Origin of the sequence: Saccharothrix obliqua, from assembly GCF_019375475.1 — a bacterium.
GTDB lineage: Bacteria > Actinomycetota > Actinomycetes > Mycobacteriales > Pseudonocardiaceae > Actinosynnema > Actinosynnema obliqua.
In genome coordinates this window covers 731,105-745,235 of sequence record NZ_JAHXGQ010000002.1, presented here as the reverse complement: position 1 = coordinate 745,235, position 14,131 = coordinate 731,105, and the positions used below count along the sequence as shown (strand labels likewise).

The window sequence follows — 14,131 nt, the reverse complement described above, 5'->3', positions numbered from 1 at the left end:
ACCCCCGCTGCGCGGGGAGACCAGGTTCGCGCTGTTCAGCTCCGCGTTGGTGAGGGACCCACCCCCGCTGCGCGGGGAGACCCAGGCCGAGGTCGACCCGAACCAGCTCGCCCTGGACCCACCCCCGCTGCGCGGGGAGACCTCCTTGCGCAGCACCCCGCGGTCGCCGTACGGGGACCCACCCCCGCTGCGCGGGGAGACCTGACCGGCGAGCGCTACCAGCTCGTCTACGAGGGACCCACCCCCGCTGCGCGGGGAGACCCTGGGAGCCTGGCAGGCCCGGCGGTCAACATAGGACCCACCCCCGCTGCGCGGGGAGACCGAGTTCGTGGCGGTGCGGCATCAGGCACCTGCCGACCCACCCCCGCTGCGCGGGGAGACCGGCCTCGTAGTCGGCGACCTCGGCGGCGCGCTGGACCCACCCCCGCTGCGCGGGGAGACCAGCCCTCGGGCCTCCCTGGCCTCTTTGATCATCGACCCACCCCCGCTGCGCGGGGAGACCGATGTACTCGCCGCGGAAGCGGGGATGGGCGAGGACCCACCCCCGCTGCGCGGGGAGACCTTGGCCTGCTGGAGGCCGTTGAACAGCGCGGTGGACCCACCCCCGCTGCGCGGGGAGACCACTTTCTGAACAGGCACGATACGAGCGGGTTACCGTTTCGTGATGTTGCTGAGTGGCGCCCTGTGGAATGGTGGCCTCCGCATCTCGGCCGCCCTGCCATGGTCGGTGCCTGACGGTTGCGGCCACTCCGCGTTCGTAGCTATCTGCACATGTCTCGTCGCGCCGATTCTTCAGCCGTCCGCATCCCGGACACAAGTCCAGGTTCGGCGTCCGGTTACCGTCGCCCTCGTACGAGCACCGGAATCGTGGCCTCACTGACCTCGTTACCCGGACGGTTCCGCGCCTCGGCCTCCGAACACCGGCCCTATCCCGGCACACCGGACTGGCACCGCCGCTTGGTCGTCGGCCGCTACGCCGACCAACTGCTCGACTATGCCCCCATCGACCTGACCGACGTCGGTGTCGAGGAGTCCATGCGCGAGCGCGACGAGCTCAACCGCTCGATCAACATCCAACTTCCCGAAGCGCTCATCGACCACGTTCGCGCGCACATCGTCGCCCTGACTCGCGCGCAGCAGGTCCGGAAAGCCACAGCAGCATGACCGGCCACCGGGACCTCTTCACCGCAGCGGTGGATCATCGATCCCCACAACGAGCAGGTTCAAGTCGCTGGCACCGCCGTCGCGAGCTGAGGTTGAAGGTGAGCGGCTCTGCGGTGCCAGGCAAGCCGTCCTGGACTCGAACGGCAGCCCCGGCGGACCCACGTGCACCGCCCGATCACCGAGTTCGCCTGTCCGTCCATCCACAATGGTCGGACAGCTCGGTCGGTCACGCCGTCGCGCCTCATGTCGGGCCTGCTGTCGCACGACCAAGCAGGCGGCTCGCACACCGTGACCGCGAAGGCCATGCCCGTCTCGGCGCTCCTCCTGCGTGTCGGAATCGAGCTGGCTTGCCGCTGCCGGAACCACGGTCGACACCATCCTCGGCGGTTCCGAGAGCCGCGACTCGGCAAGGTGACGGCAAGCTCGGTGGCGTCGGAGCAGGGCCGAGCTTCCTCTCACGAGAACCGCGCGAGTGCGGTCGGCACGGAGGCACTGTCCACAGAAGACGGACATCTTGTTTGAGACCTGGCTTGACTTCTCGTCGGTACGGAAGCGTCCATAGTGGTGTGACCCAGTAAGCCCGACCGAACCGGAAGAAGCACACGATGACCACGACTGCCACTCCCGCCTCCCGCCTAACCCGTCCTGTCGACCGCGAGCACTCGCAACGAACCCCCGCGATGACTATGTCCACCCCGACAACCGCCACGCCGGCGGGCACGCGGAAGCGGCTCGGCAGCGGTGAACTGCGCGCGTTGGTCGCCAAAGTCCTCGCCGACAACGCGGGCACCGACCTCACGCCGCGCACCATCGCGCACACCCTGAACCGGTCATCCGGGGCGGTCGGTAACGCGTGCAAGGTGCTCGCACACCGAGGGGAGGCGGAGGTCGCCACCCCGTCGCCGTTGGCTTACCGGGCGACCGCGACCACGGCGTCCGCCGCCGCGTCCGCAACCACCCCCGGCGCGCCGCGCACGCCCCGCCCGAGGACACCGCCCGCCAGCCCACCGAATGGCACTCCCGCCGGGTCGGCGCGCGTGGTGACAGGTCCGGTGAAACGTCCGAACGGGGTGGACTACCACCCCCGGATGTTGGCCGGAATGCCGGATGTGACCGCGCTGCGGCGGTTCCGGGACGCCGGGGTCGCCGCGCTGTTGTACGGACCTCCCGGTACGGGGAAGACCTCGGTGGTGGAGGCTGCTTTCCCGGATCTGGTGACGGTTCAGGGCGACGGGGACACCGCGGTCGCGGACTTCGTGGGCGAGTACACCCAGACCGACGACGGCCGGTACGTGTTCGTGCACGGTCCGCTGGTCCGCGCGATGCGGGAGGGTGTGCCGCTGTTCATCGACGACGCCACGCTGATCGCGCCGACCGTGCTCGCGGTGGTCTACCCCGCGATGGACGGACGTCGCCGGATCGTGATCAAAGCCAACGGCGGTGAGGTCGTGGATGCCGCGCCGGGGTTCTACGTCGTCGCCGGGCACAACCCCGGCGCGCACGGCGCGATCCTCACCGATGCCCTGTCGTCCCGGTTCTCCGCGCAGATCCAGGTGGTCACCGACTACGACCTCGCGACCCAACTCAAGATCGACAAGCGCGCGGTCAAGGTCGCGCGCAACCTCGCCACCCGACAGGCCAAGGGCGAAATCGGTTGGGCACCGCAACTTCGGGAGTTGATCGCTTTCCAGAAGATCGCGGGCGTGGTCGGCGCGGAAGCCGCCGCCGGCAACCTCGTGGGCATCGCACCGGAAGAGGACCGCGAGATCGTCGCCGCCACCGTGCAAGCCGTCTTCGGCACCGCTGTGGCACCCCTGGCACTCGGTGCCCGCATCTGACCCCGACCCGTTGCCAACGCATCCGACACCGCCCACCGTCCCGAAAGGACTTTCGTGATGAACAGCCACCTGACAGTCGACCCCGACGCCGTCGGTGCCGCCGTGTTGCCCGCTCGCCCCGAATGGTTGGCACTGTCCACCGCACTCGTGGACGAGGTCGAGATCATCGCCGACCGCGAGGACCTGTTGGTCACCATCGCGCCTGGTGCCGGCGGCGGTGCCCCGGCGTGTTTCTACCCCGCCCGCGCGCTGATCGAGGTCGACGGCAACCACCTCGGGGTGGATCCCGCCACCGTGGATCCCGCCAGCCTCGCCGACCGGACCCGTTACGCCACCACGTGGGGACTGCTCACCCATGAGTGCGGGCACGCCAAACACACCGCGTGGGAACCACCCGACGACGCGCCGCCCGCCGTGGTCGCCGCCGCCATGCTGCTGGAGGAGCCACGCATGGAAGCAGCTCAGGTGCGCCGCCGCCCCGATGACCGGCACTGGCTGCGCGCGTCCGCCACCGACCTGATCCTCACCGAAACCGATGCCGCCGACCCCGCCCGCGCGCCACAGATGACCAAGGCGGACGCCGCGCACACCGCAGCGCTGTTGTTGGCACGGGTGGACGGCGGCATCCTCACCGCCACCGAAACCGCCCCGGTCGCCGCCATGGTCGAGAACATCCTCGGCGCGGACCTGTTGGCCGAGTTGCGCGGACTGTGGCGCGAAGCGTTGAACACCACCGACGACGACGCCGACGCGATGATCGACCTGGGACGGCGGTGGTGTCAGGCCATCGGCACCGACCCCGACAACCCCGACGCGAACCCCGGCGTCCCCGCTCCGTCGGGCGTGCCCTCACCGCTGACCCAGGCCATCGGACAGGCATTGGCGAACGTCGCGCGGGCGGTTGCCGAGGAAGCCCCGCCGCCGGACCCCGCCACTGTGGCGGCGACACGGCAAGCCGTCGACAACGCCGCCCACGAGGCCAATGAGGCAACCGCCCGGACAGTGTTCTCCGGCGCGCACTACAACCCCAGGGGCTACGGTGCCACCGCCACGGCGGGCACCCGCGCACCGACCGCCGACGAACGCACCGCCGCCCGTGTCCTCGCCCGTGCGTTGTCCACCGCCGGGGTCCGGGAACGGGTGGCGGTCAAGTCCACCTCGCCGATCCCACCGGGACGGCTGCGGATGCGCGGCGCACTCGCCGCGGATGCCCAACGCGCCGCCGGCGCGACCGTGACCGCCGAACCGTTCACCCGCACCGCCCGACTCATCACGCCCGCCCCGCCGCTGCGGTTGGGCATCGCGTGCGACGTGTCCGGCTCGATGGGCCACCTGCGCCACCCTGTCGCCTCCACCGCATGGATCCTCGCCCACGCCGGACACCGCGCGACCGTCCCGGTCACCACCGCCGCCGTCATCTACGGCGCGCATGTCCGCCCGATCACCCACCCCGGAACCGCACCCGACCTGGTAACCGAATTCGAAGCCGACGACGGTTCCCACGACATCGCCGCTGCCACCGCGGCACTCGACGGCGCGCTCGGACTGTCGCACCCCGGAGCGGCGCGGTTGCTGGTAATCGTGTCCGACGGGCACTACGACCGCAACGAACGCGCCACCGGACGAGCCCAGGTCGACCGCCTGCGCGCGTCGGGATGCGCCGTGCTGTGGCTGACCACCGACGACCGCGACAAACCGTTCGACGGGGTCACCGTGCACAAGCTCACCAGCCCGACCACCACCGCCCAAGCCATCGGGCGCGCCGCCACGGCAGCCCTGCGCGCCGCCCGCTGACAAGCGGCTACGCGAACTCATCCTGGGCGACCTCCGTGCCGCTGCACGAGGCACCGGCACGAGCGGGGAGTGCCGATCGCCGACGACGTCGTACCTCTGCCGCGATCAAACGCGAACCGCTCGCTGGGTCGCCGCCGCAGGACATCGTTCAACCGTCGAACGGTTTCCCCATTACCGCACGGCAGGCTGGTGGAACGGTCAGTCGGTGAGGGTGAGGGGAGTGGGGCTGAACCGGTCGGCGAGCAGGTCCTCGACCAGGGTGGGCAGTTGGGCGGGCAGGAGTTTGTCGTGGCACTGCCGTAGCCGGCTGGCAGGCCACCAGCGGTGTTCGATCAGGCCGGCCCTTTCGTTTTCGGTGGGTTGGGGCGTGATCTGTGGTGTGGTGTCGGGGGTGCGGCCGAGGAATACGTGGTCGATGCGGTGGTGGTCGCGGTTCTTGTAGCGGAAGCGGGATTCCCGCACCCACAGTTTCCGGTCGAGGGTGGTGAGCAGGATCCCGGTTTCCTCGGCGACTTCGCGGCGGGCCGCGGTCTCGGGGTCTTCGCCTTCGTCGAGGCCGCCGCCGGGTAGTTCCCACCAGTGGTGGGTGGGGTCGTCGGGGTCGAGGGCGTGGATGAGCAGTACGCGGTCGTCGGGGTCCAGCAGGAGGACTCGGGCGCCGATGCGGGGTTTGACGGTGCTGGTCGGTGAGGCGGTCATCCTGCGGCTGGTCCTCGCGGTCTCGTCCGACGGGGCATGTGGTCCGGCGGCCGGGAAGGGGGACCGGCTCGTCAGAACAGGGTGGGTTCCGGCTCGGCCGGTGTGGCCACCGTGGCGGGGTCCGACGTTAGCAGCGTGGTGGTGGCGGTCAGCGCCAGGCGCACGGCGAGTCCCGAGTGGTCGGTGAGCCGGGAGCCGTCCGCGGCGGGTTGCCGGGTTTCGTGGATGTATTCGCAGTGGGTGAGCCGTTCGGCGAGGCTGTGCGAGCCGTGGGCATGGTCGTAGCGGTAGCCGAGGTCCGGCCGTCGTGCCCAACTGTGTTCGACCTGGTCGGGGTGCAGGTGCCGGAACAGGTCGACCAGGTGGTGCCGATCGGTGAGATCGGTGTAGAAGGCGTACTCGAACGGCGCGAACTGGCCCCTGTGCGCCGGGGTGTGGCCGGGTTCGAGCACGTTGAGATCGCCGAGCAGCAGTAGCGGCACGTCGTGGGCGGTGGCGTCCAGGGCGTGGTTGAAGCGTCGGAGCCAGGTCTTCTTGCGTTCGGTTTTCTCGGCGGTGGCGTCGCGGGAGGGCGCGTAGGCGCCGATGACGCGCAGCGGCCCGTCGGTGGTGTCGACCACGACCCCGGCCGCGCGGGCGGGCAGGTAGTCCAGTGCCGCGCCGAGCGGGTCCGGAGTGGTGCGCAGCCTGCTGACGATCATGACGCCGAGTTCGCCGGGCGCGTGGTCGGGGAAGGTCACCGAGTAGCCGGCGGCGGTGAACGCCTCGGCGAGGAACCGGCTTCCCGCGGTGGCTTTGGTCTCGGTGAGCACCAGCATGTCCTCGGAGCGGGCGGCGAGCCAACGGAGTTGGCGGTGGGCCCGGTCCAGTGAGGGGGCGCCGACATTGACGGTGATGACGCTCAGGGACATGCCGCGCTCTTCTCCTTCAGGACGTGCTGGATGAGGGACACGATCGCCACGGTGATCGTGTCGGGCGGGTCGGCGGTGGTGTCCAGGGTGGCGACCCGCCAGCCCCGTCGTCGCAGGTCGACCACGGCGCGGACGTACAGGTCGGCCTCTGCCTCGCTGCTGTCCTCGGCACGCTCGAAGCGGCTGTGCCCGCCGCGCATCCGAAGCCGGGTGCCGATCACGCGCGGGTCGCCGGTGAGGACGACCGTCAGATCCGGCCGGTAGACACCGTGGTTGAGTTGCCACACCACCTCGGCGGGCAGCCCGTCGAGACCTTGCAGCACCAGCGAGGACGCGACGTAGCGATCACAGACGACGGTCGCGCCCGCGCGCAGCGCTGGCTCGATCTCGGTGGCGAGCTGGTGGTGCCGGTCGGCGGCGCACAGGCAGGCCAGGGCCATGCCGTGGTAGGTGTCGGTGCCGTGCCGGGCCAGCTCACCCAGCGGTGCGCGGGACGGCTGCGTGGTGGGGTGCACCGGCACCCCGGCCGTGGTCAGCGTCTCGGCGACCAAGCGGGTGGCAGTGGACTTTCCCACCCCGCCGGGGCCGTCCAGGGTGATCAGCGTGCCCGGCAGGCGGCGCGGCTCGTCCGAGGGCCGGCGGGTCACGCGGGCATCAGCGGCAGCAGCCGGTGGCCCTCGACGTGGTCGTCGTCGACGACCGGGCACTGCTCGGCGTCGATGTCACCGATCCGGCCACCGGCGGCGACGACCGCGGCCGGGCAGCCCTTGCCGCAGCCGGAGTTCAGCGAGCACGCCGTGCAGGTGGCGCTCGCGCCGACCCGGTAGCGGTCGTGGAAGCGGTAGTCGTCCAGCCGCTGCGCGATGTCGGGGTCGGTGAAGACGTTGCCGACGATGAACTCGGTGTCGGTGTGCCGTGATCGCGGGGTGCGGGCGGCGAACACCAGGTACGGGCACACCGTGACCTCGCCGGGGGTGAACACGTAGATGATCGTCCCGGCCTCGCATCCGGCCAGTGGCCGTGCTTCGGTGTTGGGGAAGCGGATGTGGGCGAGGTCAAGCTCCGGGCCGTCGAACGGTGCGGTCAACTCGAAGATCTCCCGCATGTGCAGGGTCGTCTTGGCCAGTCTGGCCTTCGACTTGACGCCGCGGCCCATGCTGCCCAGTGGGTTGAGCAGCACGTAGCGGGCCCCGTTCGTCCGGGCGAACGCGCACAGCCGGGCGTACTCCTCGTTCTGCGCCAACGTGTTGGGCGTGCACAGCAGCCCCTGCAGAATGCCGGCACGCCCCAACTGCTCGACCGTGGCCACGGTGACGGCGAAACTGGCCCGGTCGCCCCGGAACCTGCCGTGCGAGTCGGCGGCGAACCCGTCCAGTGAGACGTTGCAGTGCACGCCCAGCTCGACCAGGGCCGTGATCTGGGCCGCGGTCAGTGCGGTGGCGTTGGTGCAGATCCCGACGTCCATCCCGACCTCGCGGAACGCGCGGACGATGTCCAGGAAATCGGGGTGGATCGTAGGTTCCCCGCCGGTGAGGGTCACCCTGCGGACACGGCTGTCCACCAGGCGTGGGATCACCTTCTCCACCACCTCGGTCAGTGGCATCTGCCTGCCGACCCTGGTCGCGGACACGAAGCAGTGGGCGCAGCGCAGGTTGCAGTCCTCGTTGATCTGGACCAGTGCCTTGCGGAACGGCTGTTCGACAGTGGTGCGGAAGTAACAGGACGACGCCACCCCGTCGGTGGCGATACCGCGAGCGGTCACCAGCGCGACCTCCGTTCCCCAGGCGCACCTCTGTCGGAGGCCGCCGCCAGGGCACCAGGTCAGGCACCCACCCGAGATGTTCGGTCGAACAACCTCGTGACTTGAGATGTTCGGGCAGACATTTGTGGGATAGTTCGGCGGGAACTGCGATCAAGGACAACCGCACTGTCCAAGCGACCAATTCCATGTCAAGTCGTGCCATCGACAGGTCAGGGCGAAGGAGGGCGCGGTGCCGGAGAAGACACGCGACGACGAAACGGCGGAGACCCTGGCGGCACTGCTGGCCTTCCCACCGGGAATACTCGACGTCAGCCTGGACCAACTACGCACCCTGGCCATCGTGCACGCCACGGGCACGGCGCAACGCGCCGCCCGCGCGCTGGGGCGGGAACAGTCCAGCGTGCAGAAGCAGCTCGACAACCTCAACAAGGCCGCGACCCGCCTGGTAGGCGAAGCGCTGGTGGTGAAACAGGGCCGCGGCAGGGACTTCCTGTTCACGCCGTCCGGCGAGGAGATCGTCGCCTTGGCGCAGCGGACCCTGCTCTCGTGGACCGACAGCCTGCACCGCAGCCGTCGTCGGGTCGGGTCCACCGTCACCTTCGGCACCACCGAGTTCACCGTGCAATTCCTCGGCGCCGTGTGGCCCGCGGTGCGCGAGGACTTCGAACGCCGCGGCGTCCACCTCAACATCGAACACGTCCGCACCCGCGACCTGTGGCGAAAACTCGACGCAAAAAAAGTCGACCTGGTGTGCGGCAGCTTCGCCGCCGAAATCGGTCAGCCGCCCACACTGGACTACGACTTCTCGGAATGGCACCGCGAACGCGTCGCCCTACTCACCAACCTCACCACCCGCGAACTGCCCGACACCCCGGTCACCGCCGATCGACTCCCCGGACTGCCGCTGCTCGCCCCGACCGCCGGCCTGCTCGCCCAATTCCTCAGCCGCTGGTACAGCCCCGACTACCGCGGCGTGCTGCGCGTCATCGCCGACATCGACTCACTCAACTACGGCCTCAACCTGCTCACCAGCCGACTCCTGCACGGGTGCCTGCTCACCACCGAACGCGTCGCCGACGCGGCGATCGAGGGCCGCCTGCCCGGCCAAGGTCTGCGCAAGATCGACCTCGGCGACGACTACAAGCCCCGCTTGGAGATCGTCACCGGCATCTTCTCGCGCAAGGGCGAACGCGACCGCTACGCCGCCGACCACCCGCTCAACCTGCTGTGGAACGCCTTCGCCAACGCGACACCCGCCCACACCGTCACCGCTGCTCTACCCGGGTGACCTACCCCCACCGCGGAGACACAGTTGTAGGCCGCGTACTGAACCGAGGCCCCTTGCATGGCGGGCTCCTACCGCGATCGCGGCGACCTGATCGCCTCGCGCGCCGAGCATCCTGTCGGTGAACGGATCGAGTCTGAGCTGACCGGACGGACCGGGTCGACCGTGGCCCAGGCGACGTAGTCGCCGTGAAGACCGGTGGAATGCGTGTCCTGCATCCGCAGCAGCACGCAGCCGGTGAGCCGAGTCGCGAGCGGCCTCCGGAAGCTACCGTTGAACGGTCTGCTCGGAATCCGGGGCCACCCAGGTGTGGCGTTCGGAGTCCCATACTGCTTGCGTGTAGAGGCGGTTGAGGTCGGGGAAGCCTGGCGCGAGCATCCAGCCGAGCCGTTCGCAGTCGGTGTGGCCTGGCCACCACCCGGTCCAGATGTCCTGTCCGCAATCGTGGTCGAGGTCGCACATGAGGCGCTGGTGGCCGGTCGCAAGGCAGCGTGCGATATCGCAGCCGCCGTCGTATTCGTCGTACTCGTGAGCTTCACCGACCGCAACGCCGCAGTCCGGGCACCGCTCCTGTGGACCCATCAGCGAGGACAGCGACGTGGAGCGCTGCGGGGAGGGGGTCGGCGTGCGGTCGTCACTTGTACTCATCGTGGCCTTCTCTTGTTGCCGAGTAGTCCGTTGTCGTCGGGCCGACGGTGACTGCGGGGGTTGCGACAGCTGGACCGAGGCCGGGCATGTCGCTCACTCGGCCGGCTTCTGCCGCTCGTGTCACCGGTGACGGTCCGTGGGCATAGTGGGTAGCGGAACGGAGGGCGGGGCCGCGGGCACGCGCAACCAGTGTTCGAAGTCGGTCGGTCCGATCCCGTCGGTGTCCGGTTCGCGGGGGTGCTGCGGGTTGATCCGTTCCCATCGCACGCCTCCGCCGATCGTGGCGTACACGCCGTTGTCGCCGGGATCGAAGGTGATGATCCAGTCGCTGACGTGGCTGGTCGGCCACGGCCAGGGCCATCCGGATCGGTAGGGGTAGGCCGTGCCGATGCGTTCGGTCTCCCAGGCAACGAGCAGGTCGGTCACGGCGGTGCGGTAGGTGGACTCGTCGGTCGCGGTCAGGGCGAAGCGTCCGGGGGGAAACCGCAGGAGGTTCCGGGGTTCACAGTTCCACTCGAGTGAACCGATCCAAGCTGTGGTGTCGCGGTCACGTCCGATGTAGAAGTCGGTCTTGGTCGACATGGGTCCTCGCCTTGCAGTTCAGGAAGAGGGGCGTTCCCGGTGGGGACCAGGCGAGGGGACTGGCGAGAGTGCTACGCCGAGGTCAGGATGACGTGGCTGCCGGCTCACGCGTTCACGGTCGTGATCTGTGGTCGATTACGGTTACGGTACGGCGCATCCGACCGTGCGCAACCGGTCGGCTGGTTCGCCTCCGGTGGCGGCGGGTGATCGGACGTGTCGTAACGCCACTGCCGACGCGGACACCTTCACCTCACCGTCCTGCGTTGTGCAGTTTCGCGCGGAGTTCGTCGAGTGCGCGGTTGTCAGTGGTGCGTCGCCACATCCTCCAACCGTTCCGGTGCCCGCCACCGAGCGCCGTCAGCGCGGCGGAGGGGTTGGAGTAGGCGAGTGTGTTGGCGAGGACCAGTGTGCCGCTGGAGTGGATTCGGGCGGTGTGCCGGGCACCGCACCCAGGCCGATCCCAGATGAACTCGTCGCCGGGGCGGACCAGCCCGGCGGCGAGGAGGTCCGCCAGACCACCGTAACCGGGGACGGGGCGATCAGCGGTCGCACCCGAACCTGTGGAGCCGGCTTCGGTTGCCTCCCCGTGCAGCTCCAAGGTCGCTGCGGCGGTCACCGCGACAGTCCACGGCCAACGTGGGTCCAGCCGGCTCCATCGACCGACGCACAGCCACCCGTTGCCGTGGGCGAGCCGCATCTCCACATCGACCAGGTCGTCCGAAGACGACCGTCCGTCCGGTGCGGTCAGCATGAGAACGAGATCGCCCTCGTGGAGGGCGGCCGGTGGCTGCTTGGGAAGCCAACACCCGGCGAACAAGACGACTTGGTCATCGCGGTCGGTGTCGGAGTCGATGTCGTCCAGGACGTCTACGGCCAACACCAGCATCGCCCAGGTGTCCTTAGGATGCCGCATCGGCGTGACGGCGACCGATGGCACGAGCACCACCCCGTCGGAAGGGAGCCCCTCCCACCACAGGGTCTCCGCCTCCTGGTCGTCTTGTGCCGTGAGGGAGAGCGGTGCGTGCGGATCAGAAGGTTCGGGCTGTATCGGCGAGGTGGTGTCATCGGTCATCGCTGTCGTATCCCTTCCGGTGTATGAGATTCGGCTCCCGTTCGACAGGTCGAACGATCGACATTCATGGACGCTTGGTGCTCGCCGAGTTGTCAATACGCGGTGCGCGTCCGCCGGTGAGGTAGGCCCTTGTGGGTTAACGGTTACTGCGGCAGGCCGCGCACGTCCGGGTGCAACCCCGGAGGTTCTCGGGAGCGCGGGCGGTTTGGTCACCCTGTCCAGGGTGCGGCCAGCTGCGTCAACAGCCATACGGCACCGGCGTGGTCGATCTCCGGCAACCGGCCGCGGTAGGTGAGGTGGTGTGCGTCAGCCGTGATGACGCGCCAGTCCTGTTGCAGGAGGCGGTCGGCGCAGTAGTAGCTTCCGACGAGTACGCCCTGACGGGTGACGGTCCCGTAGAGAATCTGTTGGGCGTCGGAGGGGTCAGCGACGATCGAGGTCACGTCGCAGCCGTTGTAGGTGAAGCCGCGTACGACGATCTCGGTTGCGGACGGGGTGTGCGGTCATCCATCTCTCCTGGTATGTGCATGTGCCACTACGGAGTTGGACGTGCGGTCCGGTTCCGCGCCACCGGTCGACTTGACGGTCGGCCGGTGGCGCGGTCATCGACAGGCTGCTGGCATCGTGCCGCCCGCCCGCGTCGGCTACTGTCCCGTCCCGGTCTTCGTGCCGGTGGCGGGCGCGAGGGAGTATTTCTTCGGTTTGTCGTTCGTGCGCTGGGCGTAGCCACTCGTGACCAGCTTCTCCAGCGCGTTGTGCACCGCACCCGAGGATCGGCCCAACGCCGTGCCGATCGCGTTCGGGCTGAACTCCTGGCCGGGGTTCTCCCGAAGGTGGTCCTCCACCATCCCGCGCAACGCGCCCGGTGGCAATCGCGCACCTGCCGGTTCCACTTCGTTCTCGGTGGCGGGAAATGGTTGTGCCTCAACGGGTTGGTCGTCGATCGGCTGGCCGTCGTTCGTGTGCCGGCCGTCGGTCGTGACGGACCAGCGGTCGGCGGAGTAGGTTCCGCCGTCGGCTATGCCGGACGTTCGCATGACGATGCCTTCCTCTGCCCAACGGGAGAGGATCTTCGAGGCGGTGGACCTGCCGATGCCGGCGGTGGCCGACAGCGTGGCGGCGGTGCCGCCTGCGTTGTCCAGCAGCGCTTGCCAGAGCTTCTCCTCGGCTTCGGTGCGTGGCTTCGCCGGGTCGGTACTGGTGGTGGACATGACTACCTCGCATAGTGCGACGGGTTTGTGTTGGTCATGCCCCGGCCGGAGCGTGTGGCCCCCGGTGCGCATCCGGGTGGGGTGGGCCACACGCCTATGGACGCTTCCTTCTCCGGCGAAGTCAAGCGGCTGTTGCCACACGGGATCGGGCGCTTCATCGGTTCCTCGCCGCGCGCTGAGGCGATGCTCATTCGCGTGTGACGAGTACCGCGGGGCGAGTCGCTCCGGCGTAGTCGTCGCCGTCGTACCGGTAGGGCTCGATCTTGACTTTCTGGCCGAAGTCGGGTGCGTCGATCATGAGTCCGCCGCCGAGGTAGAGGCCGACGTGGTGAATGTTGTCCGATGTGCCGTAGAAGACGAGGTCTCCTGGCAGAAGCGGTTGTCCGGCCGGGACACGGGGACCGGTGTCGAACTGTGTCTGGGCGGTGCGTGGCAGCGTCACCCCGGCGGCGGCGTAGGCGGCGTGAGTCAGTCCCGAGCAGTCGAAGCCGGCGTGTCCGGCGTCGGGCCCGTTGCCGCCCCACACGTAGGGCAGTCCGCGTTGTCCGCAGGCGTAGTTGATCGCCGTGAGGGTGACGGTGTCGGGTGCGCGGACGTTGTCGCAGTCGCCGGTTCCGGCAGTGTTGGCGGCCTTGGCGTACTCGGCGGCTTGTTCGAGGACCATGGCCACGTACCAGTCGGCGGGGTTGTAGGCGAACAGCGCCGCAGGAAGGTCACCCCGGCGGACTCCTTGGTCGCACAAGAGGAAGGCCGCGGCGTGGACGGCATCGTGCGGGTTGTACCGCGACGGCGGGGTGGCGCCGCCAGGCGGGATGCGGTGTGCGGCGATGATGCCGTCGAAGGTCGGGGCGAGGAACTGCATCGGACCGCCCGCCCCGGCGGAGTTCTCGCCGTCGGTGATACCAGGTGCCGTCAGCCGGCCGTGATCCGTTTCGATCTCGCCGATGGCCGCGAGAACGGTCCAGTCCAGTCCGGGGCAATTCGGTGCCGCGGTGACGTAGAGCAGGCAGTACCGGGTGGGGATGTCGGCGACCGGCTGGGCGCAGTCGAGGGTGGCGGTCGGGCGGCCGAACAGGGCGTCGACCGCGGTCTTCGCACCGTGGCCGAGGAGGACGGGGACCAGCAGCAGAACCGCGCCGGCTCCGATGGCGATCCTGGCGAGCAC

General features: G+C 69.3%; 14 protein-coding genes and 1 CRISPR repeat array (1 of these 15 only partly in view). Of the genes, 4 read left to right on the top strand and 10 right to left on the bottom strand.

Annotated features, from left to right (window positions below):
• Positions 1-622: a CRISPR direct-repeat array (repeat unit 27 nt) (it extends 246 nt beyond the left edge of the window).
• Positions 623-867: 245 nt separating this feature from the next.
• The 3 genes from KZQ38_RS09295 (at position 868) to KZQ38_RS09285 (ending at position 4,796) form a co-directional block, all read left to right on the top strand.
• The gene (locus tag KZQ38_RS09295) at positions 868-1,164 is read left to right on the top strand and encodes a hypothetical protein (RefSeq protein WP_257900979.1); all 297 of its coding nucleotides are present in this window, start codon (positions 868-870) and stop codon (positions 1,162-1,164) included.
• A 680-nt stretch (positions 1,165-1,844) separates the two neighbouring features.
• Entirely contained in the window at positions 1,845-3,002 is a 1,158-nt protein-coding gene (locus tag KZQ38_RS09290) for an AAA family ATPase (protein ID WP_219440233.1), read from the top strand.
• 57 nt (positions 3,003-3,059) lie between these two features.
• On the top strand, positions 3,060-4,796 hold the full coding sequence (locus KZQ38_RS09285) for a VWA domain-containing protein (RefSeq protein WP_219440232.1): 1,737 nt from the start codon (positions 3,060-3,062) through the stop codon (positions 4,794-4,796).
• 198 nt (positions 4,797-4,994) lie between these two features.
• Here KZQ38_RS09285 and KZQ38_RS09280 read toward each other — a convergent pair whose 3' ends face one another.
• The 4 genes from KZQ38_RS09280 to KZQ38_RS09265 form a co-directional block, all read right to left on the bottom strand.
• On the bottom strand, positions 4,995-5,495 hold the full coding sequence (locus tag KZQ38_RS09280; RefSeq protein ID WP_219440231.1) for an NUDIX hydrolase: 501 nt from the start codon (positions 5,493-5,495) through the stop codon (positions 4,995-4,997).
• A gap of 71 nt (positions 5,496-5,566) precedes the next feature.
• On the bottom strand, positions 5,567-6,406 hold the full coding sequence (locus KZQ38_RS09275; protein WP_219440230.1) for an endonuclease/exonuclease/phosphatase family protein: 840 nt from the start codon (positions 6,404-6,406) through the stop codon (positions 5,567-5,569).
• Positions 6,397-7,053 carry a dTMP kinase gene (gene tmk / locus KZQ38_RS09270; protein ID WP_219440229.1) on the bottom strand — a complete coding sequence of 219 codons (657 nt, stop codon included), beginning with the start codon at positions 7,051-7,053 and terminating at the stop codon, positions 6,397-6,399. The genes KZQ38_RS09275 and tmk overlap by 10 nt, the downstream gene beginning before the upstream one ends.
• Positions 7,050-8,168: a radical SAM protein gene (locus tag KZQ38_RS09265; RefSeq protein ID WP_219440228.1), complete on the bottom strand. Its 1,119-nt coding sequence runs from the start codon at positions 8,166-8,168 to the stop codon at positions 7,050-7,052. Before KZQ38_RS09265 ends, tmk begins: the two co-directional genes overlap by 4 nt.
• 229 nt (positions 8,169-8,397) lie before the next feature.
• Between KZQ38_RS09265 and KZQ38_RS09260 the strand changes: the two genes are divergently transcribed.
• A complete protein-coding gene (locus KZQ38_RS09260) occupies positions 8,398-9,456 on the top strand; it encodes a LysR family transcriptional regulator (RefSeq protein ID WP_219440227.1) in 1,059 nt (352 codons plus the stop codon).
• Positions 9,457-9,720: 264 nt separating this feature from the next.
• Here the strand turns inward: KZQ38_RS09260 and KZQ38_RS09255 are convergent, their stop codons facing one another.
• From KZQ38_RS09255 to KZQ38_RS09230, 6 genes are all read right to left on the bottom strand, one after another.
• A complete protein-coding gene (locus KZQ38_RS09255) occupies positions 9,721-10,101 on the bottom strand; it encodes a hypothetical protein (protein ID WP_257900978.1) in 381 nt (126 codons plus the stop codon).
• 120 nt (positions 10,102-10,221) lie between these two features.
• Positions 10,222-10,683: a hypothetical protein gene (locus KZQ38_RS09250; protein WP_219440226.1), complete on the bottom strand. Its 462-nt coding sequence runs from the start codon at positions 10,681-10,683 to the stop codon at positions 10,222-10,224.
• A gap of 250 nt (positions 10,684-10,933) precedes the next feature.
• Positions 10,934-11,755: a restriction system modified-DNA reader domain-containing protein gene (locus KZQ38_RS09245; protein ID WP_219440225.1), complete on the bottom strand. Its 822-nt coding sequence runs from the start codon at positions 11,753-11,755 to the stop codon at positions 10,934-10,936.
• Positions 11,756-11,964: 209 nt separating this feature from the next.
• A complete protein-coding gene (locus KZQ38_RS09240; RefSeq protein WP_219440224.1) occupies positions 11,965-12,198 on the bottom strand; it encodes a hypothetical protein in 234 nt (77 codons plus the stop codon).
• Positions 12,199-12,399: 201 nt separating this feature from the next.
• Entirely contained in the window at positions 12,400-13,038 is a 639-nt protein-coding gene (locus KZQ38_RS09235; protein WP_219440223.1) for a helix-turn-helix domain-containing protein, read from the bottom strand.
• Between the two features lie 115 nt (positions 13,039-13,153).
• Complete coding sequence (locus KZQ38_RS09230; RefSeq protein WP_308258315.1) at positions 13,154-14,131, bottom strand: C40 family peptidase; 978 nt, start codon at positions 14,129-14,131, stop codon at positions 13,154-13,156.